This is a genomic window from Paraburkholderia sp. SIMBA_054 (assembly GCF_046534875.1).
Classification (GTDB): domain Bacteria; phylum Pseudomonadota; class Gammaproteobacteria; order Burkholderiales; family Burkholderiaceae; genus Paraburkholderia; species Paraburkholderia hospita.
The window spans coordinates 144,479-165,108 of sequence record NZ_JAWRXV010000010.1; the positions used below are offsets into that span (position 1 = coordinate 144,479).

The 20,630-nt window shown below is 60.8% G+C and carries 16 protein-coding genes and 2 pseudogenes; 11 read left to right on the plus strand and 7 right to left on the minus strand.

Annotated elements, in window-relative coordinates:
* The first annotated feature begins 57 nt into the window (after positions 1-57).
* The 4 genes from SB822_RS14780 (at position 58) to SB822_RS14795 (ending at position 3,379) form a co-directional block, all read left to right on the plus strand.
* A complete protein-coding gene (locus SB822_RS14780; protein ID WP_410855027.1) occupies positions 58-516 on the plus strand; it encodes a DUF4437 domain-containing protein in 459 nt (152 codons plus the stop codon).
* Between the two features lie 268 nt (positions 517-784).
* Positions 785-1,525, plus strand: a complete 741-nt coding sequence (locus SB822_RS14785; protein ID WP_007730776.1) for a glucose 1-dehydrogenase — start codon at positions 785-787, stop codon at positions 1,523-1,525.
* Between the two features lie 196 nt (positions 1,526-1,721).
* Positions 1,722-2,600, plus strand: a complete 879-nt coding sequence (locus SB822_RS14790) for an alpha/beta fold hydrolase (protein ID WP_009770105.1) — start codon at positions 1,722-1,724, stop codon at positions 2,598-2,600.
* Between the two features lie 32 nt (positions 2,601-2,632).
* The gene (locus tag SB822_RS14795) at positions 2,633-3,379 is read left to right on the plus strand and encodes an SDR family NAD(P)-dependent oxidoreductase (protein ID WP_410855028.1); all 747 of its coding nucleotides are present in this window, start codon (positions 2,633-2,635) and stop codon (positions 3,377-3,379) included.
* 21 nt (positions 3,380-3,400) lie between these two features.
* Here SB822_RS14795 and SB822_RS14800 read toward each other — a convergent pair whose 3' ends face one another.
* The gene (locus SB822_RS14800; RefSeq protein ID WP_007730779.1) at positions 3,401-4,309 is read right to left on the minus strand and encodes a LysR family transcriptional regulator; all 909 of its coding nucleotides are present in this window, start codon (positions 4,307-4,309) and stop codon (positions 3,401-3,403) included.
* A gap of 139 nt (positions 4,310-4,448) precedes the next feature.
* Here SB822_RS14800 and dld point away from each other — a divergent pair, with 139 nt between their 5' ends.
* From dld to SB822_RS14825, 5 genes are all read left to right on the plus strand, one after another.
* Positions 4,449-6,188, plus strand: a complete 1,740-nt coding sequence (gene dld / locus SB822_RS14805; RefSeq protein WP_410855029.1) for a D-lactate dehydrogenase — start codon at positions 4,449-4,451, stop codon at positions 6,186-6,188.
* Positions 6,189-6,348: 160 nt separating this feature from the next.
* Positions 6,349-7,095, plus strand: a complete 747-nt coding sequence (locus SB822_RS14810) for a glucose 1-dehydrogenase (RefSeq protein WP_007747652.1) — start codon at positions 6,349-6,351, stop codon at positions 7,093-7,095.
* A 76-nt stretch (positions 7,096-7,171) separates the two neighbouring features.
* The gene (locus SB822_RS14815; RefSeq protein WP_114223655.1) at positions 7,172-7,819 is read left to right on the plus strand and encodes a glutathione S-transferase family protein; all 648 of its coding nucleotides are present in this window, start codon (positions 7,172-7,174) and stop codon (positions 7,817-7,819) included.
* 246 nt (positions 7,820-8,065) lie between these two features.
* Positions 8,066-10,360 (plus strand): sigma 54-interacting transcriptional regulator, encoded by a 2,295-nt coding sequence (locus SB822_RS14820; RefSeq protein ID WP_410855030.1) that lies wholly within the window; start codon positions 8,066-8,068, stop codon positions 10,358-10,360.
* A gap of 447 nt (positions 10,361-10,807) precedes the next feature.
* Complete coding sequence (locus SB822_RS14825; RefSeq protein ID WP_009770101.1) at positions 10,808-11,209, plus strand: helix-turn-helix transcriptional regulator; 402 nt, start codon at positions 10,808-10,810, stop codon at positions 11,207-11,209.
* Position 11,210: 1 nt separating this feature from the next.
* On the opposite strand, the gene SB822_RS14830 is transcribed toward SB822_RS14825, so the two are convergent.
* On the minus strand, positions 11,211-11,654 hold the full coding sequence (locus tag SB822_RS14830) for a CBS domain-containing protein (RefSeq protein WP_086919422.1): 444 nt from the start codon (positions 11,652-11,654) through the stop codon (positions 11,211-11,213).
* Positions 11,655-11,856: 202 nt separating this feature from the next.
* Between SB822_RS14830 and SB822_RS14835 the strand changes: the two genes are divergently transcribed.
* A complete protein-coding gene (locus tag SB822_RS14835; protein ID WP_007747667.1) occupies positions 11,857-12,354 on the plus strand; it encodes an acyl-CoA thioesterase in 498 nt (165 codons plus the stop codon).
* Here the strand turns inward: SB822_RS14835 and SB822_RS14840 are convergent.
* From SB822_RS14840 to SB822_RS14850, 3 genes are all read right to left on the minus strand, one after another.
* Positions 12,351-13,808 (minus strand): sensor histidine kinase, encoded by a 1,458-nt coding sequence (locus SB822_RS14840; RefSeq protein ID WP_086919421.1) that lies wholly within the window; start codon positions 13,806-13,808, stop codon positions 12,351-12,353. The genes SB822_RS14835 and SB822_RS14840 overlap by 4 nt on opposite strands.
* A gap of 259 nt (positions 13,809-14,067) precedes the next feature.
* Positions 14,068-14,691 (minus strand): glutathione S-transferase family protein, encoded by a 624-nt coding sequence (locus SB822_RS14845; RefSeq protein WP_410855031.1) that lies wholly within the window; start codon positions 14,689-14,691, stop codon positions 14,068-14,070.
* A gap of 143 nt (positions 14,692-14,834) precedes the next feature.
* Entirely contained in the window at positions 14,835-15,491 is a 657-nt protein-coding gene (locus SB822_RS14850; protein WP_410855032.1) for an O-methyltransferase, read from the minus strand.
* Between the two features lie 412 nt (positions 15,492-15,903).
* Between SB822_RS14850 and SB822_RS14855 the strand changes: the two are divergent.
* A pseudogene (locus SB822_RS14855) lies at positions 15,904-16,274 on the plus strand (iron chelate uptake ABC transporter family permease subunit); the annotation flags it as partial.
* Positions 16,275-16,377: 103 nt separating this feature from the next.
* Here the strand turns inward: SB822_RS14855 and SB822_RS14860 are convergent.
* Both SB822_RS14860 and SB822_RS14865 read right to left on the minus strand, forming a co-directional pair.
* Positions 16,378-18,657: a hypothetical protein gene (locus SB822_RS14860; protein ID WP_167307039.1), complete on the minus strand. Its 2,280-nt coding sequence runs from the start codon at positions 18,655-18,657 to the stop codon at positions 16,378-16,380.
* Positions 18,658-19,651: 994 nt separating this feature from the next.
* A pseudogene (locus SB822_RS14865) lies at positions 19,652-20,612 on the minus strand (enoyl-CoA hydratase/isomerase family protein).
* Between the last annotated feature and the right edge of the window lie 18 nt (positions 20,613-20,630).

Below are 20,630 nucleotides of genomic sequence, written 5' to 3' on the forward strand. Positions count from 1 at the left end.
TCAATAATCAATTTCGTAATACTTACTTTATTTAACTTAAATCCAAAGGAGCTGAAAGTGTTTTTTTCGAACAACGTCAAACGCATGACGATCGCCGCCGCGATTGTGGTCACGATCCCCGCGCTCGCCGCTGCGGCCGGAGGAAACTCGGACCTCTACGCCGACAGCTCCAAGGTCATGCCGGTTACTGAACTGAAGTTCTATCAGGACAAGGAAGGTCTGACGGTCGCCAATGGTTGGGGCGATCCGGCAAACGGCGCCCACAGCAATTACATCAAGATGCCGGGTGGCACAGCCAGTGGCGTACACACGCACACCTACTCCTACTATGGCGTCGTCATTGCTGGCGTCGTTGCCAATGAACCCCCGGGTTCGAAGCAGGATCACCCGCTGGCGGCAGGATCGTACTGGTATCAGAAGGGCGGCGAGCAGCATGTCACGAAGTGCATTTCGCAGACTGAATGCATCTTCTTCGTCACATCGAAGGGCGCATTCGATTATCTGCCCACCAAGTGAATTGACACCGGTCGACTGTTAGCAAGGGCTAGCCACCATCAGCGTTGGAATTAGCCCTGTCGCATAACCGGCGACAGACAGATCCCAGCAACCATATCGTCGCTTCCTGAAGTCGAAGGCCATCGTTGTTGCATGCCTGACAGGCATGCCGTCCAGCCTGGAAAGTCTTTTTCAGCAGCACGCAAGAAGCCTAAATTGGGCTCCGTCATGCTCATCGAGCAGCACGCCACAAACAATGTGTCGTGAACGTACCTGACTGGAGCCTCAAATGAATCAACCCGTCGTCCTTATCACAGGCGCCCTGTCGGGCATCGGTCGTGCAACGGCCTTTGCGTTCGCTCGTGCAGGAGCGCGCCTCGTCGTGTCGGGCCGTCGTGCCGCAGAAGGCGCAGCGCTCGAAGCCGAATTGCGCGAAACCGGCGCGGAAGCTTTCTTCGTCAAGACGGATGTGCGCCACGACGAAGAAGTCCACAACCTGGTCGATCAGACCGTCGCCCGATACGGCAGGCTCGACGTAGCCGTCAACAACGCTGGAACGGAGGGTCGATCGGGGCCCGTGATCGAGCAGACCGCGGACAGTTATGCCGACATGTTCGACACCAACGTCCTCGGGACGCTGCTGAGCCTCAAGCACGAACTGCGGGTAATGACGGCTCAGCGGGCGGGCAGCATCGTCAACGTGTCATCGACGATGGGCGCGCGCGGTGCGGCGGGCGCATCGCTTTATGTCGCGAGCAAGCATGCCGTCGAAGGCCTGACGAAATCGGCGGCCCTCGAAGCCGCTGCGTTTGGCGTGCGCGTCAACGCCGTCGCGCCGGGGCCCGTGCAAACGCCGATGCTCGACCGTCTCACGCAGACATCCGAGCGCAAGGCGGCGTTCCTCGACACCGTGCCGCTCAAGCGCGCCGGCACCCCGGACGAAATCGCCGAGGCGATCGTGTACGTGGCATCGGCCGGCTTCATGACGGGCGAGGTGCTGCGCGTGAATGGTGGCCGGACAGCATCCTGAGTCATGCTTTTCAGGCATGCCGCACAGCCTATAAAGTCTTTTTCGAAAGAGTTCGACGCGCCTACATTACGTTGCAGGACGGCGATACACGAAGCACAGACGGACGGGCCAGCCGCAGCACCCCAGAGATAGCCCATACGTTTCAGCTATATCACGCCGCAATGAACTGCAACGGATTTCGCAAAGGACAACCGCCATGACCCGCCATACTCATCAAACCGCGCCGACCCAGTTCGTCGAAGCGAACGGCGTCCGTTTCGCGTATCGCCGCTTCGGCACGCCGAACGGCGAGCCGAACAGCGTGCCGCTCGTGATGAACATTCACTTCACGGGCACGATGGACCATTGGGACCCCGCCGTCACCGACGGCCTCGCACAAAACCGCGAAGTGATCCTGTTCAACAACGCCGGGATTTCCAGCAGCTCGGGCACCGTGCCGGAGTCGATCGAAGAAATGGCCGCCAATGCCGCTGCGTTCGTCGAGGCGCTTGGGCTGAAGCAGGTCGACGTGCTCGGCTTTTCGATGGGTGGCCTGATCGCGCAGCAACTCGCGATCACAAAGCCGCAACTGGTGCGCAAGGTGATCCTCGTCGGCACTGGTCCGCGCAGCGGCGAAGGCATGACGTCGCTCACGCCCGAAGCGCAGGACATCTTCGGCGCCTCGTATGCGCATCCTGATGACTTGTGGCTGCGCGTGCACTTTGCACCGTCCGAAGCGAGCCAGGCAGCAGGCCGTGGCTTCGTCGAGCGCTTCCGTCTGCGCACTGAGAACCGCGACCCCGAAGCCAACGACAAGGTCGCGCCCGCGCAACTCGCCGCGCTTGCGAAGTGGGGCGCGCCGCGCGAGAACCCGTACGACTATCTCGACGCGCTCAGGCAGCCGACGCTCGTCATCAACGGCGACAACGACGTGATCATCTATTCGATCAACTCGTGGATCCTGCAGCAGCACATCCCGAACGCGCAACTGATCATCTATCCGGACGCCAATCACGGCTCGCTGTACCAGTACCCCGAACGCTTCGTCGCACACGTCGATCAGTTTCTCTCAGAAGCTGCCGCACGCAACGCGTAACACGCTCTCATCACATTCAACGGAATCTCATCATGAACAACCTGACAGGCAAAACCGCGCTCGTGACAGGCGCATCCCGCGGCATCGGCCGCGCCACGGCCATCGCGCTCGCACAAGCAGGCGCGCGTGTGCTGGTCCACTACAGCAGCGCAGAACAGGCCGCCGACTCCGTCGTCGACGCGATCCGCGCGGCAGGTGGACAGGCCGACAAGGTCGCGGCCGATCTACGCGACGCGAACGGGCCGCACGAACTTGCGAAGCGCGTGCGGTCGCTGACGGGCGAGCGTCTCGACATCCTCGTCGCGAACGCGGGCATTTCGAAGGCCGCGCCGATCGAAGAAACGACCGTCGAAGATTTCGACGACCTGTTCGCCGTCAACGTGCGCGCGCCATTCTTCCTCGTGCAGCAGTTGCTGCCCGTGCTGGGTGAAGGCAGCAGCGTCGTGTTGCTGTCGTCGCTTGCGGCGCACGCGTCCGTCAACAACCTGTCCGCGTACGCAGCGACCAAAGGCGCTGTCGATACGCTCGTGCGTCACTTCGCGTCCGCGCTCGGCGAACGCGGCATTCGTGTCAACGCGATCGCGCCGGGTGTCGTCGAAACGGATATGTCGAACTTCGCGAGGACAGACGCCGGCCGCGACTTCACGCTGGGCATGCAGGCGCTCAAGCGCGTCGCGCAGCCCGACGATATCGCGGGCGCCGCTGTGTTCCTCGCGTCCGACGACGCACGCTGGATCACAGGCGACACGCTGCGTGTCGATGGCGGATCGAAGCTCTGATCGATCCTTTCGCGGCGATCGTCATTGTCCCGACGAACGCCGCGCCGCCGCGCGATACTGCCGCACGATCCTGACGAAATTCGTCACTGCTGGCGACCTTTCGCGCTGCCGATGGATCAACGCGATGCCTGTCGCGAGCGGCTTTCCCTGAAGCTCATGGTACGAGACGCCTTCGACCTGCACCTGTCGCATCGAAGACGGCACCACCGCGACACCAAACCCCGCTGATACCAGGTTCGCCGCCGACGAAATCTGCGGCGACTCCATGCTGATCGAAGGCGCAAAACCGGCTGCATGACACGCGCCGATAATCGAGTCGTAAAGATTGGGGCCGATCGTTCGCGGAAAGATGATGAACGGATCGCCTGCCAGATCCGCAAGATCGACGCGCCGCCGCCGGCTCAGCCGATGCCCGTCGGGCAGCACAGCAAGCATGTCTTCGTCCACGAGCGGCTCGACGACGAGGTCGCGGCAATGCAGCGGCATGCGCACGAGCGCCGCGTCGATCTGCCGGCCGCCCACCTTGTCCAGCAGCGCAACGCTATTACTCTCCTCGCAACTGACCGCGACACGCTCGTACGTATGGCGGAACTGCTGCATCGTCGACGCGACGGCGGGGTGAAAGACCGTTGAACCCGCAAAGCCCAGCGACAGCCGGCCCGTCTCGCCGCGCCCCGCGTTTTGCGCTTCGACGAGCGCCTGTTGCGCGTCATCGATGATTCTTTGCGCGCTGTCCCGCAGCAAGCGCCCCGCTTCCGTCAACTCGACCCGGCGCGGATGGCGGATGAAAAGTGCCGTGCCGATTTCCCGCTCCAGCTTCAGGATCTGCTGGCTCAGCGGTGGCTGCGCGATGCCGAGATGGGCCGCAGCTTCCGTGAAATGCAGATGTTCGGCAACGGCAAGAAAGTATCGCAGTTGGCGCAATTCCATATCTTTTTCGTCTCCAAATAGACGTTTCGAGATATTGGACTAATAGCACACCGGACTCTAAGCTTCCACCCATCCGATGTGCGGCGGCTTCCAGTCGGCAAATAAGGCGCATCGCACCCGATATCGCACGGAGCGCACCATGACAGACATTTCCGCCGCAGAATCAGCGACCACAGGCCAATCCGCCCAGGCGTTGCTCGACGATCTGCGCCAGTTCGTCGGCAAACAGCATGTGCTGACGGACCCTGTCGCCACTCGCCGCTTCCGCACCGGTTTCCGGTTCGGCGAAGGCAATGCGCTGGCCGTCGTTCGTCCCGGCACGCTCGTCGAACAGTGGAAAGTGCTCGAAGCCTGCATTGCCGCGAACGTAATCGTGATTACCCAGGCGTCGAATACCGGCCTCACCGGCGGCTCGACACCCGATGGCAACGACTACGACCGCGACGTCGTGATCGTCAGCACCACGCGCATGAAGAAGGTGCATGTGATCGACGAAGGCCGCCAGGTCGTCTGTCTGCCAGGCGCGACGCTTGACCAGCTGGAAAAAACCTTGAAGCCGCTGGGCCGCGAACCGCATTCGGTGATCGGGTCGAGTTGCATTGGCGCGTCGGTGTTCGGCGGCGTCTGCAACAATTCCGGCGGTGCGCTCGTGCAGCGCGGCCCCGCGTACACGGAGATGGCCGTGTTCGCGCAAGTCGACGCGGCGGGCAAACTGAAGCTCGTGAATCATCTGGGCGTCGAACTTGGGAGCGCGCCTGTCGATATCCTCGACCGTCTCGAACGCCGCGCCTTCACCGATGCGGACATCCGGCACGACGCCGGCGCGGCCTCCGACCACAACTACGCGAATCACGTCCGTGAAATCGACGCCGACACGCCCGCGCGTTTCAATGCCGATCCACAGCGTCTCTACGAAGCGTCCGGTTCGGCTGGCAAGCTGATGGTGTTCGCAGTGCGCCTCGACACGTTTCCAGTCGAAAAGAACGCCAAGGTGTTCTATATCGGCACAAACGCGTCCGACGAACTCACCGAAATTCGCCGGCACGCGCTGCACACGTTCACGCATCTGCCGATCTCCGGTGAATATCTGCACCGCGATGCTTTCGATATCGCAGAGAAGTATGGTAAAGACACATTCCTCGCGATCAACTACCTCGGCACGTCACGCCTGCCCGCGCTGTTTGCGTTGAAGAGCCGTTTCGATGCGTTGTTCAACCGCCTCGGCTTCTTTCCGTCGCACTTCACTGACCGCGTTTTGCAAGCCGCAAGCCGGCTGTTTCCAGGTCACCTGCCGCATCGGATGAAAGCGTTCCGCGACCAGTATGAGCATCATCTGATGCTGAAGGTGTCGGCGGAAAGCGTCGACGAAACGCGCGCATTCCTTGCCGAGTTTTTCTCGAAGGCTTCGGGAGGCTATTTCGAATGCACCGACGATGAAGGCAACAAGGCATTCCTGCATCGATTCGCAGCAGCGGGCGCGGCGGTTCGCTATCGCGCGGTGCACACGAAAGAAGTCGAAGACATAGTCGCGCTGGACATTGCGCTACGACGCAACGATCGCGATTGGGTCGAAACGCTACCGGCCGATATCGAGGAAACGATCGCGATCAAGCTGTATTACGGCCACTTTCTGTGTCACGTCTTTCACCAGGACTACATCGTAAAGAAAGGCCATGACTGCCTCGCCGTCGAACACAAGATGTGGACCTTGCTCGACCGTCGCGGTGCCGAATATCCGGCTGAACACAACGTCGGTCACCTTTACCACGCGAAGCCCGCGCTCGCGGCGTTCTATCAAAAGCTCGACCCGTGCAATTGCTTCAATCCCGGCATCGGGCAGACTTCGAGGTTTGCGAAGTATCGCGAAGCGGCAGACTGAAGCCGCCTGACTCTTCGACACGGCATGCTTGGCAGGCATGCCCTCCAGCCTGGAAAGTCTTTTTCATAGCCGCAAGCGACGGCTAAAGTTGGCTCCATCATGCTCACCGAGCAGAACGACACAACCGTTGTGTCGTGAACGTACCTGACTGGAGCCTCAAATGAATCAACCCGTCGTCCTTATCACAGGTGCCCTGACGGGCATCGGTCGTGCAACCGCCTTTGCGTTCGCTCGTGCCGGAGCGCGCCTCGTCGTGTCAGGCCGCCGCGCCGCGGAAGGCGCAGCGCTCGAAGCCGAATTGCGCGAAGCGGGCGCGGAAGCCCTCTTCGTGAAGGCGGATGTGCGCCACGATGAAGATGTCCGCAACGTGGTCGACCAGACCGTCGCGCGATACGGCAGGCTGGATGTAGCCGTCAACAATGCTGGAACGGAAGGTCGGCCGGGTCCCGTGATCGAGCAGACGGCGGACAGTTATGCCGACACGTTCGACACCAACGTCCTCGGCACGCTGCTGAGCCTCAAGCACGAGTTGCGCGTGATGACGGCGCAGCGCGCGGGCAGCATCGTCAACATTTCATCGACCTACGGTCACGAAGGCGCGGCGTTCGCGTCGGTGTATGCGGGCAGCAAGCACGCGGTCGAGGGCATCACGAAGTCGGCCGCGCTCGAAGTTGCGTCGACGGGCGTTCGCGTCAATGCCGTCGCACCCGGTCCGACCGACACGGGCATGCTCGACCGCTTCACCAGCACAGCGGAAAACAAGGCCGCGCTCGCGTCCAAGGTGCCGCTTGCGCGCATCGGCAAACCCGATGACATCGCCGCAGCCGTCCTCTATCTCGCAGCCGAAGGCGCCGCGTTCGTCACCGGCCAGATCCTTACCGTCGACGGCGGCAAAACGGCGGGCTGAATTCCGCCAGGTCCCTCGCCCTCAGGCTTAAACCTTCGAGGGCGGGTCCAGTACTTTCTATCTGATTGGACAAAACATGAATACCGAACTCACGCTTTACGAATCAAAGGCTTCTCCGAACTCTCGCCGCGTGCGTATTTTTCTTGCCGAGAAGGGCATCGAGATCCCTACTAAAGCAGTGAACCTTGGCGAGAAAGAGCAATTCTCCGCTGCGTATGTAGCGATCAATCCTCGTCGTCAGGTTCCTGCGCTCGTTCTGCAAGACGGCACGACTATTGGTGAAGTCCCGGCAATCTGGCGCTACGTCGAAGAAGCGTATCCTGCGAAGCCCGCTTTGCTGGGCACGACACCGCAACAGAAAGCACTGATTGCAATGTGGGAACGACGCGCCGAACTCGACGGATTTGCGGCAGTGATGGAAGGTGTGCGCAATGCCGTGGCCGGCCTGAAGGGTCGTGCGTTGTCAGGTCCGCATGCTTACGAGCAGATTCCTGAGATCGTCGAGCGCAGCCAGCTGCGTGTGGCCAACTTCTTTGCCGACTTCAACGATCGTCTCAAGCAAGTGCCGTTCGTGGCGGGTGACGAATTCACGGCGGCCGACATCACGACGCTGGTGACGATCGACTTTGCGGCGGGCGGTATGAAGATAAACGTTCCGGCGGAATTTGACGCGCTGCAGGCGTGGTACGACAAGGTGTCGACCCGTGCTTCTTCGAAGGCTTAGAGAACTGCGTAAGTACTCTTCGGGTCGAAATGGCGGTGTCTGAGTTTTCAGGCACCGCCATAGCATGCCAATTCGCAGGCACTAAAGCGTTGTCGAATAAATGCCGTTAATAGCAACGCGCCGCCACACACGGCCATAGCGTTTAATTTCAAAAGCACCAGATCCCCGACAACCCGTCATACTTCCATCTTCGCCGCGGACGGTCCCGGCACCCCATGCGCGGATTTATCTGGAGCCCAGTTGCCAATGAGTTCTTCCCCGGTCATCCCGTTCGCCCAAAACAAAACGAATTCCGGCGGGTTCATCGGCGCCGCGCCTGCATTTCGCCAACTGGTCCGCCTGATCGATCGCGTCGCGCCCACCGATCACGCCTTGCTCATCTTCGGCCCGACAGGTTCAGGCAAGGAACTGGTTGCGCGCCGCGTGCATATCCGCAGCGCGCGACACGACCAGCCGTTCGTCGACGTGAACTGCGGCGCGATTCCCGAACATCTCGTCGAAGCAGAACTATTCGGGCATGTGAAAGGCGCCTTCACGGGCGCCGCGGAAAACCGTCAGGGACTCTTTCAGCAGGTCGGCAAGGGCACGCTGCTGCTCGATGAAATTGGCGAGTTGCCGCTCGCCCTTCAGCCGAAACTGTTGCGTGTGCTCGAAACGCGCACCTTCCGTCCGATTGGTTCTTCGACCAATCTGGGTTTCGAAGGGCGCGTCGTCGCGTCGACTCACCGCGACCTGCGCGAGCTCTCGCGCGAAGGTCGTTTCCGCGAAGATCTGTTCTACCGGCTCGCGGTCTTCGTGCTCGCCGTGCCCGGACTCGAACAGCGCGTCGAGGACATACCCGCGCTCGTTGCGCATTTCGCTTCGCAACAGGCGCGGCATCTGGAGTTTTCGCCCGCTGCCGTGCGGCGGCTCAGCCAGCACGCGTGGCCCGGCCACATCCGGCAGTTGCGCAATCTGATCAGCCAGTTGAGCGTGCTGGCCGAAAATACCCTGATCGACGTCGACACGCTCGAACCGTTTCTCGCCAACGAAGGCGCCGGGCCGGTTTCGCGCGCGAGCCTCGCCGACATGCTGCTGCAACTCGACGGACGCGACAAGCTGGCCGCAGCCGAAGATCTGCTGATCGACCGCGCGCTCGAACGGACGGCGGGCAACAAGAGCGCCGCCGCCACTTTGCTCGGCGTCGGCCGCAAGACTATCGAGCGGCGTCTGAAATCGCGTGAGGAGCATCACCGCGAGGCCCGCAAGTGTCTTGAGCATGCGACTGCGCTGATCGAAGAGTCGCGCTTCGCGGAAGCTATTCCACCCTTGCGCCGCTGCCTCGACGTGCTGCAGGCCAACCCCGATCAGGACGCGGTGCGCCGCCTGCAGTTCGACGCTTACCGGCTGCTCGGCATGAGTCTGCGCAGCGTGCACGGCTGGCTCTATGCGGAAGCCACCGCATGCTATGCGGCCGCGCTGTCGATCGGCGAAGGCATCTGCGAACCGGCCGAAATCGCTGCGATCCAGTTCGGGGTCTGGACGACGCAATTGACGACGCTGCAACTCAAGCAGGCGCGCGCGACCGCGCAGGACATGCTGCAGCGTGCGCAGAACAGCCGCGACCGCGTGTCGCTCGACGAAGCCCACGTCGCGATGACCAACACACTCTTCTGGCTCGGCGACAGCGAGGAAGCGCTGGCCTGTCTTGCGCGCGGCAATCTGCTCGGCGTGGGGCGCAACGACACGCGCACCGGCTCGCAGGGGATCGACCTCGCCAGCCTTGCACTGACCTTCGAAGGACTCGCCGCGTATCAGATCGGCGCATTCGGGCAGGCGCGGCGCGCGATGGAAATGCTGATCCTGCGTTCGTCGGAACCCGGTCCGCACGCGTTCGCGCATGCCGTCAATCTGCAGGGCGCTTCGTGGCTCGCGTGTCTGTTCGATGACGCGGACCGGCTCGGGAGTCTGTCGAGCGAACTCGAATCGGTGTCGATCGCAAACGGCTTCGCGTTCTATCGCGGCGTAGGTCAGATACTGCGCGCCTGTCATCTCAGCACGCTCGGTCATTCGGATGAAGCGGAAACCATCATGCTCGACGGTTACGACAATCACGTCGTCTGCAATGGCGGTGCGCTGTTCTACTCGTTCATGGCGTGGCAGCACGGCGAACTGCTGCTGCGCGCGGGCCGCGCGCAAACCTGCGAGGCGATGCTCGCCGGCGCCGTCGATGAAACGCTGGCCCGCCAGGAACGCGTGTATCTCGGCGAACTGCTGGTCACGCGGGCGCGGGCGCAGTGGGCGCTCGGCGATCTGACGGCTGCGGAACAGGGTCTGCGCACCGCCCTGTCGACGGCGCTCGCGTTCGGTTCCGTGCCGGCGCGCGTGGATGCCGCACGCTATCTTGCGGACCTGCTTCGATCGACGGGACGCCGCGCGGAAGCGATCGATACGCTCGAACGCGGATTGCGTACTTTGCCCACGGACCGGACCAGCCGGATTGCCCGCGCGGTGGCGTTGCTTTCCGAACTGCGTCACGAGGTTTCCCTCGGCAACGCGTAATCGGCGCGCTGCGGCCTCTGCGCTTCGATCCGGCACAGCTCAGTAGGCCGCGCCGCCGCACTCCTTTCCTTGCCCGCTCTGCCGGACGGCTTCGTCCGGCCGACGGCGCTCGCCTGCCGACTCGCCTTGCGCATGGACGATATCGGCGCATCACCGTGGCCACGATCGCCCATTGGCCAAAATCGTCCATGTCCATCTCGATCTGTGGTCGGAATCGTCCACTCCTTCGCGTCGAGCACCGGGGTTTTCCCGCTGCCATTGGCTCTCGCTGCATGGCACAACGCTTGCTGAACAGGTGGGCTGATCTTGCAGCGTCCGAGCACCCAATCGATAGGGCCGTGCTGTTGTTGTAGTCGTAGATGCAGGTGGCGACGAATGGCTTCCAGAGAGAAGCGCGTCGCTTCACCCCGAAGCTTCCGGAGGCGCTCCGGCAAAGAACAATTCCGCATGGACCACTGCGCTACCACATTTGACGTTTGCTACGTGCCGCAACGCCTGGCACGCGACGACACCTGCACGGAATCGCAAGCAGCCATGGTCAAGCGGGTGCATCGCTATGTCGACGCGCATCTGTGCGACGATCAACTCTCACCCGAAAGCGTACTGAGCGCGCTACAGCTTCCGCGCTCGACCCTGTATCGCCTGTTCCAGCATGAGGGCGGCCTCGGTGCCTACATCCGCGATCTCAGGCTGCGCCATGCGGCCGATGACCTCATCCGCTATCCGCACGCACTGGTGCTGGAGATTGCCTTCGGACTGGGCTTCAAAAGCGCGTCGGTCTTTACGCGTGCGTTCCGGCGCGCTTACGGAATGGCGCCGCAGGAATATCGCGCTTTGGCTTGCAAATGAATTAAGGCTCGATGCCGCCGCCCTCATCGACGGGCGACTTCAGCATCTCCGAACAGACCTTCAGTACATCGCGCCAGCTGACGATTCCCACTGGCCTCGACCCGCCGTCGACAATCGGAATACACGAGATGGGATGCGCCAGAAACAACTGGATAGCCTCGCTCACGTCGGCATCCGGGCGCAGCGTGATGGGCTTGCGGCTCATGATCTGATGCACGCGCCGGCTCAGCGTACCGATATCGCGCTGGGTTTCAACCACACTGTCGATAAACGGACTCAACGCGCGCAACAGATCGCGGTCGGACACCACGCCTTGCAGTTCTCTATCCTCAACGACGAGCAGGTGATGAAACCCGGATTGCTCGAATATGTCCTTGACGGTTTCGAGCGTGTCGTCGAAACCGACCGTTACGACGCGCTTCGTCATCAGATCTTCTACTTTCATCGCTGAACTCTCTGTTATTGCGGGGAAACAGGTGCGGCATGGGACCACGCGCCTGCTCCAGTCGACTGTCGCCGGTTCACCGTCCCACTAGTCGATTAACGGCAGCGGAAATGGAAACTCCAGTCGAGGGGCCAGAATTGGGGCGTTCCTTCATGCAGGAGGAATGCGTGGCCGCCGCCAGCGGCATCCCAAGGAGCAATGCATGTTGACTCGCGAAGCCATCCCTCAAGTTCTGTCGCGTACTTCCGAACTGTTGTCGGCCGATAACCTGGAGGGGGCCCCTCAGAAAACCTTTCACCATGTCATCGACATCTACCTCAAGGATTCCAATGCCTTCATGAATACGTATTTCGCCCGTTACTTCGAGTGGCAGGGCGTCTGTCGGGAACGCTGGTTCCATGAGTGCATTCACAACAATCTGCTGGCCGCAGGGGGCACCTTTGTCACGAAACGCGCGCATCAGGAATACGTGCAGGAGACGTTTCCGTTCCAGCGCGTCGACTGCTACCTGAACACATTCCAGGTCCGGCAATGTTCGGCGTATCTGCTGTTCCGTTTCTGCGTGGACGGACGGCCTGTGTCGCACGGATATCAGCAGATTCTGTTTGCCGGAATGGACAAGCGGATCCGGCGTTTCCCGGAAGGAATCATCGAGCGGGTCAAGGAATATGAAGTGATCCTGCCGTCCGTCACGAACTAATTGATTCCACCCTGCCCGGCGCGCGAGCGCCGGGCCCGTGCCGGCGGATCGTGTATTGCGCGGTCCGCCGCCGAACCCGGCTCCGGCAATCTGAGCGTGAACGTGGTCAGCACGCCCGGTGTCGATGCACACGAGATCGTGCCGCCGAACGCGTCGCATACTCGCCGGCAGAAATCGAGTCCCATGCCGCCTGCGTGTCCATGCGCCTTGGTCGAATAGAACGGATCGAAGATATGCGGCAGCACGTCGGCCGAGATACCCGGACCGGTATCGTTGAAGTGAACGACGCAAAAACCGCCATCGCGTCCCGCGCTGATCGTGATGCTGCCCGAGCCGCTCGACTCGATCGCGTACAACGCATTTTTCAGCAGGTTGAAGATGACGAACACGAATAGCGAATCCGTGCCGGAGAATCGCAACTGCGCGTCGATCGGGATGACGGAGACGCGACCGCGTTCGCCCGGCAAGAACGGATAGCGATCCAGCGCCGAGTCGACGCAGTGCCTGATCGACTGTGGGCCGAAGCTCCGGCGATCGAGCCGGTCCAGTGTGAACGACGCAAGCGACATCTCGACGACGGTACTCGTGCTGTCGATCTGACGGCGAATCGCCCGGGTGAGCGTGGGCAGTCGCTCGGACTGCCCCGGATAAAGCCCGTTGACGAGCAACTGGTGCCGCACCGCAAGCTGATATCCGCGCAGCAACTCCGGCAACGCGTTGCCGAGTTCATCGGCATGCATGCCGATCACTTCGAGCGGCATCGCCACTTCTTGCGCGACCGTCGCGGCGAGAAAGTACTGTCGCATCAACCCATGCCGGACAATGGTGATGGCGAGAATGCCCAGACTGACGGCAATGAAGATGACGCCGGGCGGATAGAACACATAGCCGTAGTTGACGGCATAGTCGCTCGCGGCTAAAGAATAGAGGCACAGGCTCACGAGACAGAGACCCAGCAGGCGTCGTCTATGACGGGCACGCGCCTGACGCCTCGATACGATCAGCAGCCATCCGCTGCGAACGGCGAGCAAAACGGTCTGCATCACGTGCACTGGGTGCAGTCGCCCTGCACGCGGATAATCGCCGAAGAAATGAACGCCGAAACCGGCTACCACCTCGTCGCTCGTCACCAGCAACACCGCGAGGATCACGCACAGCGCATACGACGCCATCAGCAGAGGCCGCTCGTCGCGCCGTTCGACGAGTTCCGTCACGAAGTGATAGAACGTCGTTGGCAGGAACAGGATGAAGAAATAGCCCGCCTTGACCAGCACGCCGGCCGTTTCGGGGCTTGTGGTCTGAAACAGGAACGCCCACGTGCCCTGCCACGCGAAGGTCGCCATGCACATCATTGCGAACGGCGTCGACAGACGCGTCACGCCTTCAGTCAGCAGGACGTAGACACCGAAGCCCAGGAACAGCGCGGATACGAACGCTGGCAAGGTCGAATACATAATGCCTTATGTGTGTTTCGCCGCTGATTGTTCCTCGGCAGGCTGGACGGGTCGAGATGCAGCAAGCTCAGTTAGCAAGATCAGCCAACAGGCCGACAACGTTTGCCTGAATGTCGTCAAGCGACTCGCGTTCCCCGTCAGCACAGCGGCGTTGTTGTTCTCGGTCGCACTGGCAGCAGTGTTCGTACCAGACCGCTGGCGCTTTTTCGTTCCCGCGGTGCCACGATTTTAGCGCAACATTTCGCCGGCTCCGTGCCGGTTATGGCAACCCGTTTGCGCAATAGGCTCCGAAGCCCGGACGTTCGCTCAGGCGCTCGAAGTACTCCGATACGGCTGGGAACTGCGTGTGTTCGAAAGGCGTGCTGAACCAACGGTTGACCGACAATCCCACGGGAATGTCAGCGAGCGAGAACTGCTTTCCGGCAACGAACGCGCCGGTTGCCAGCAACTGTCCGTTCAATATGCGCATGTGCGCCGTCCAGCTGGCGATCGACGTCGCGATCTCCTTTTCCGCCTGATGCGCAGCCGATTGCCGGACCAGGGCGAGAAACGCGTAGCTCCACGAGCGGTTGAGGTCCGTCGCCTGCCAGTCCATCCATTGATCGACGGGCGCGCGCATCAGCGGATCTGCCGGATAGCGGTGCGCGCCGTCGTAGCGCGACGCGAGGTAGCGGATGATGGTGTTCGACTCCCAGAGAACGAAGTCTGCGTCCTTGATGACGGGCACCAGACCATTTGGGTTCAACGAGAGAAACTCTGGGGTCTGCGTGGACTGGAACCCGGTTCCCCAATCCTCCCGCTCGAAGGGAAGATTCAGTTCGGCGCAAGTCCACAGCACCTTTCGAACGTTAATGGATGACGCCTTTCCAAGGATCTTGAGCATGCGAAAGTGAAGGGGTTTGAGTGCGATGAGTCTAGGCTCAGTGCGATAGATGGTTCAAGACACAGTTTGATGAACCAGCCCCGTTCCACTTTGCGTTGTCATCGCGCACGGCCTTTCGCGTCCACACTTTGACCCGTGGCGCCTCAACTGATCTTCAGCGCCAGCTCGGTTCCGCGCTTGATCGGCAGAGTAATCGAAATGAAACCGTTGACCGGGTCGCGAATGTACTCGAGGAAATCGGGCTCGGCATTGTCGTTCAGGATGTATCCGCCGACGCGCAACTGCGGCGCAATCAGCTCGACCACCGTCCGCGCGAGCGACGGCCCATCCGGCAACGGCCAGCCGTCGATCAACGCGAAATCGACCGGACCGCCCACGTCGCGCAGCGTTTGCCGCGCATCGCCGACACGGATATCCGCATATTGCGCGAGCCCTGCCTCAGTCAGATTCTGACGCGCGATCTCCGCCTTCGAAGCAACCAGCTCGGATCCGATCACCAGTCCGCCGCCGTTGTCGCGCATGGCCGCCGCCAGATACAGCGCGGACATGCCGATTGAAGTTGCAAAGTCAACGACTCGCGTGGCGCGCATCCCGCAACAGAGCACGTACATCAACTCGCCCTGATCGGGATGAATCGAAAAGCCGTAGTCGGCGAAAGCCTCCGGATCGTTGCCCGACGGCCCGCCGAACGCCTCGCGCCCAGGAAAGCGGCGCGACGCGTTCAAACGCTGCAGCACCTGATTGACGCGTTCGTCCTTGATGGGACTCACGGATGACGTGGATACAGGCATGTCTCTCATGAAGCGGCTCCTTGATGGATCGCAGCAGCGCGCATCAGGCGACGCCACGGCGATCGGGTTGCATACGGAAACGTGCGCGCGATCCGCACACAGTGGACTGGCTTCGATTTTCGAGCCTTGTTCCCCGCGTCCGGCTTACTGATCCTTACGGCGCACTGTCATCCGATTCAACCTCGTTAGCGCTGCTATTCACGCGCAGACACGCCATCTGGCGCCCGCTGTCGCCTACAAACCGCTTCGCGCACTCGAATCTTCGCGATCTTCGGTCTTCCCCCCTCGTAATACACCAAAAAAATTACAACGACATGGTTATCAAGAATCGCTCGCATCTACGGATAGCACCCACCCGCTTTCGGTTTGGCAACAAACATCCAACAGCGAACCAACACGGGGAATGGAGTGCGTTTCAAACGCATCGCTGATGATCGTCTCGGGATCGACGATGTTTGCGCGCCTCGGTGCGCGCGCCGATGAGGCCATCGCATGCGCGGCGTTCCTCGGCGCAATGACCGTCACGGTGCTCGTGTATCGGCTTGGTTCATCGCAAGGACGCGTGCAACTGTCCGTGTTGCTGCTTTCGGGCATCGCGGCCAACGCGCTGGCTGGCGCGATCATCGGCATGTTGAGCTACGTCGCCTTGGCTTCATTGGTCTCGTTGCGCCCCACTGCGTGCGGCTCGCATGCGGTCCCGACCAGCGACGCGTCCTGCCCGCCTCGGCCTTGCTTGGCGCCATTCTCACGGTACTCGCCGATCTCGCTGCGCGCACTATTGCAGCGCCCGCGGCCAACAGTCCACGGCCGCTGTGAATTCGGCGTCGTTCCCGACATAAAAAAAGACCCAGGAAGTTGCCCTCCTGGGTCCTTTGCAGACAGCTAGCTTCGACGCTTACTGTCCCGTGTATCCCACCGGCACGGTCGAATTGTTCTTCGCGACCGTCGCGTTGTTCGACACGATGTACTGCGGCACTTCCGTCAGCGTCAGCGACACCTGGCCGTTCGAATACGGAAGCGTCGTGACGTTGCCGTAACCGTCGATCTTCGTCACGTTGCCCGACGTACCCGCGTTATCGACCTGCAGCGAATAGCTCGTCGAATAGGTCGTGCTATACACGCCATTGGCGGGCCACTGGCTGTTGTTGTGCGTCCACGCGGCCGTCACGACCTTGCCGTTGTTCAGCTGCTGGAAGTCGTACACGAAGGTGCCCGAGGGCGTGTTCTTCACGCGGCCCAGCGTATTGGTGCCGTCGAGCACACGCGTCATCGTGGCAAACGCCATCGCTTCCGGCTTCGGCGAAAGGTTCGACGCACCGAACGCGCCCTGCGCATTGTTCAGGTCGAAGAACGAACCGTAGCCCACTTCACCCGGATAGTCGGCACCGTAGAACAGCGTCGTGAGTTGCGCGCCGCCGCCCAGCACGATGATGTGCGAGCGCACCCCAACGGCCGCATGTGCGAACAGCTGGTTCTGCGACGGCACGGTCGGACCATACGCCAGACCCGGATCGTAGCTCGTGCCCGCTTCCGTGAAGAACAGCTTCATGTTCGGCTTGCCGTTCTGCATCACCTGACGCAACTGCGTCATCTGATTGTCGAGCGCATTGGCCTGGTTCGCGGGACTCGGGTCCGAATCGTATTGCTCCGGCGGATGCGCCGGGTACGTACCGGCATTCCAGTAACCGTGAGTCGAGACGGCGTCGATGTAGTTCCACAGGCCGAGCGCGCCGAACTTCTGCAGATAACCCGTCGTGCAGGTCGTGCAGTTCGCTGCGAACGGATTGCCCGTGCCCATCACGACCGCGTTCGGATCGGTCGAGTGGATGCCCTGGTAGGCAGCCTTGTACATCGCGACGAAGTTCGCGTCGCTATCGGCCCAGCCGAGACTCGGCTCCCACGTCACCTGATAGTAGTTCTTCTGCTGGTTCGGGTAGTTCGCCGCGCGGATCAGGCTCGTATCCGTACCGACCTTCGCCATGAAGTTCTGGTACTCGGTCAGATCCTTCGGTGCGTAATAGCTGTCGGTGAACTGGCCCGTCTTTGAATTCCACGCAGGAATGCCGTCGAGCCGCACGATACGCATCTGATCAGGATTGGCCTTATAGAACGGATCGAGATCGTTCACGTTGGGCGTGTACGTGTTCGGGCCGTTCGGCTCCATCTGCGACTGCTGACGATTGTCGATCGTCCACGTAATGCCCAGTGCGCGCAGTGCCGCGATGTTGCCGTTGAACCCTTGCATGCCGAAGCGGTGCTGGTCCTGGTGCGCATACGTGACCGTGCCGAGTGCCGACGTGAGATTTGGCAGCACGCCAAACGTCGCGATACCCGTCGGGCGCGTGCCGCTATGCGGCAGCGTGCCACCATTCGCGCGCAGCGTGGCCGTGATCGCGCCATAGCCCGACCATGTCGACTTGCACGAGATCGTGTTGGTCTGCACGCCAGCGCTGACCGGGAAACTGCCCTGCGTCTTGATCGCGCCATTCGAATCAGCGATCGACCAGATCACGGTATCCGCGTTCGGCGAGTTCGTCGTGACCGTGAGGTTAAACGGCGCGTTGTTCTGGAACACGCGCAGGCCGTCGGTGGTCGGCGTGTCGGCCGTGATCAGACCGTTCGCCGTGCCGCCAGCCTTTTGCACCGGCGTTCCACATGAGAGCGCCGCGCTGGACGAAGGTGACGGTGCGGGCGCGGGCGTCGGTGTGGGCGTCGGCGTCGGCGTCGGCGTCGGTGTGGGAGTCGGCGTCGGTGTGGGAGTCGGCGTCGGTGTGGGAGTCGGCGTCGGTGTGGGAGTCGGCGTCGGTGTCGGTGTGGGAGTAGGCGTCGGTGTGGGAGTCGGCGTCGGCGCACCGGCCGCGACCGCACGCACCCAGCATGCTTTTGCGTAGCCGTACGCAGGGTCCGTATTCGAAACCGCGCCGACATAGCAGCCAACGCCATTCGTAAACGTACGCGGCGCCGTCAGCATCACCGACGGCGCGTTAGGCGGCACAGCGCCGAACACGACAGAGCCCGTTCCGAGGAACGAGCAGTTGGCATTCTCTTTGCCGCACAGCGTGTACGACTGGCCTGCGACGGTAATCGTCGATGCCTGGGCGTACGCCTGCTCTGCACCAAACGAAGCCAGCACGGTTGCCGACGCAACCCCCAATAGTTTCCAATAACTCATCATTGTTCGTTGATCCCGCTGAAATCAGTTTTCCCCGAAAGTCCAGCAAGATCGTTGACTGATCGACCCGCTGTGGCGTTTTCGAATACAAAGAAACCGGCATCGGATATTTATTACGGATTACTTACTATAGTGTCCGAACATGAGCAGGACACGCATTCATGCAATCTCGCTTTCGATGACCGGGAACGTGCAGAGACCCCGCGCTAGCGCGGATAGAGTTCCCAATACACATCTGATGTCAGATCAGATGAATTGATAGACGAGTCGAGCCGATCCCTAAAGATCAGGAATCCTTAACTACGGCTGAGTCGTCTTGCGCGTTTTGACAGCAGCATGCCGTCGCGAACCCTTTCGGTTCGACGAAATCGATGTACATCTACGTGATACAGGCACGAACGAACGTCACATTTCCGCGGTCGACATCTACGCGTAACCTGCGAGCACGCGCCTGAACGAGACGAAACAGCACCTCTATGCGCAAGCGCCTTAGGTAGTAATTACTTCTACTCGATCCCTACCAAGTATTAATTACAGAACATTTCAAGGCAGACGAATTATAAACGTTTCATTCGTGTAACGTTGCCCGAAAAAATGCCAAAAGGTAATGTCGCCGGTAATTTCAGAGAAATTTTGAGATATGCTTTCGTGAAGTGGTATCGATCAGGGAAGATTCACCCGCTACCGCCCGCAAAAAGTAAATTCATGATCGATATGGATATTTTTTTAGCTTTTTCGTAATACAAATGCGCTATTTATGCGTTTTAATTTTTAGTGCGCACGACAATGGGGAAAATGATCGCTCCCGATTATCAAAATATCGGGCGATTATATGAAAATGCACCAGCGTGATTAAATGGGGCGCATCCGTCTCATTGATTATTGCGCGCCTGATCCCCGCAGGCTTTCATCGTTTCCGTTCTTCAAATGCCAATCTTGTGCAGGTTCGAAAGGCGACGTGACTCGATCCAGCACACGCCGCACTTTCGCGCGCGTCTCACTGACCCGGCTGATTCACCTTACCCGTATACCGATCAAGATGGATCTCGACATCCGGCTTGCGTTGCAGTCCCATCTCCATGAGCTTGCCGATATTGTGCTGTGCCGCCGGACGCTGCACGGACGCAATGAACGCATCCCACTCCTGACCGACTTCGGCATCAGGCGGCAAACTGGCGATGTCGACAAGCTGCTTGATCTGCGCAAGCGACTGCTTGTCGAACGAAGCGATACGCCGCGCCAACGTATCGACGAACGGGCCGAGTTGCGCATCCGGCAGCGAGCGATTCACATAGCCATATCGCTCCGCGAGATCGCCATTGATATCGTTGCCGCTCATCAGTATTTCCAGCGCACGGCCACGACCCATCAGGCGCGGAAGACGCGCCATCGGTCCGCCGCCCGGCACGAAGCCAGCGCCGATTTCGAATTGCGATAGAACCGCTTTTTCGCGGCTCGCGAAACGCATGTCCGACGCGAGCGACAGTTCGCTGCCCACGCCCGTCGCCCGCCCGCCCGCGTATTTCGACGATCGACACGACAGGCACCTTACTCAGGCGAACCAGCATATCGGGCAACGGCGGCAAACCGGTCTTGCCCGGAGGCATACTCGTCGTTGCTTCCAGAGGCGGCACAAAATCGTAGTGCGTCAGGAAGAAGCCATTGACGGCACTATCGAACACCACGACCTTCAGATTCGGATCATTTTCTATCTGCGTGATCACGCTGTTCAATTGCGGTATCGATTCCGGTCCAAAGATATTGAATGGCGGATGGTCGATCGTGACGCGCCAATAGGCTGGCGTCACACGCGTGATCCTGAACTCCTGCTTCGCATTGGACGCCTGCTGCGCGCTTTGAGCATTGGAAGGATCGGCCGGTGCGTTCTGCGCGAGAACACGGTCATTGAAAAGCAGCGCGCCCGCGACGAGTGTCACCGCCATTCCTGTCAGCTTCATGATGGTTCGCCTTCTCTC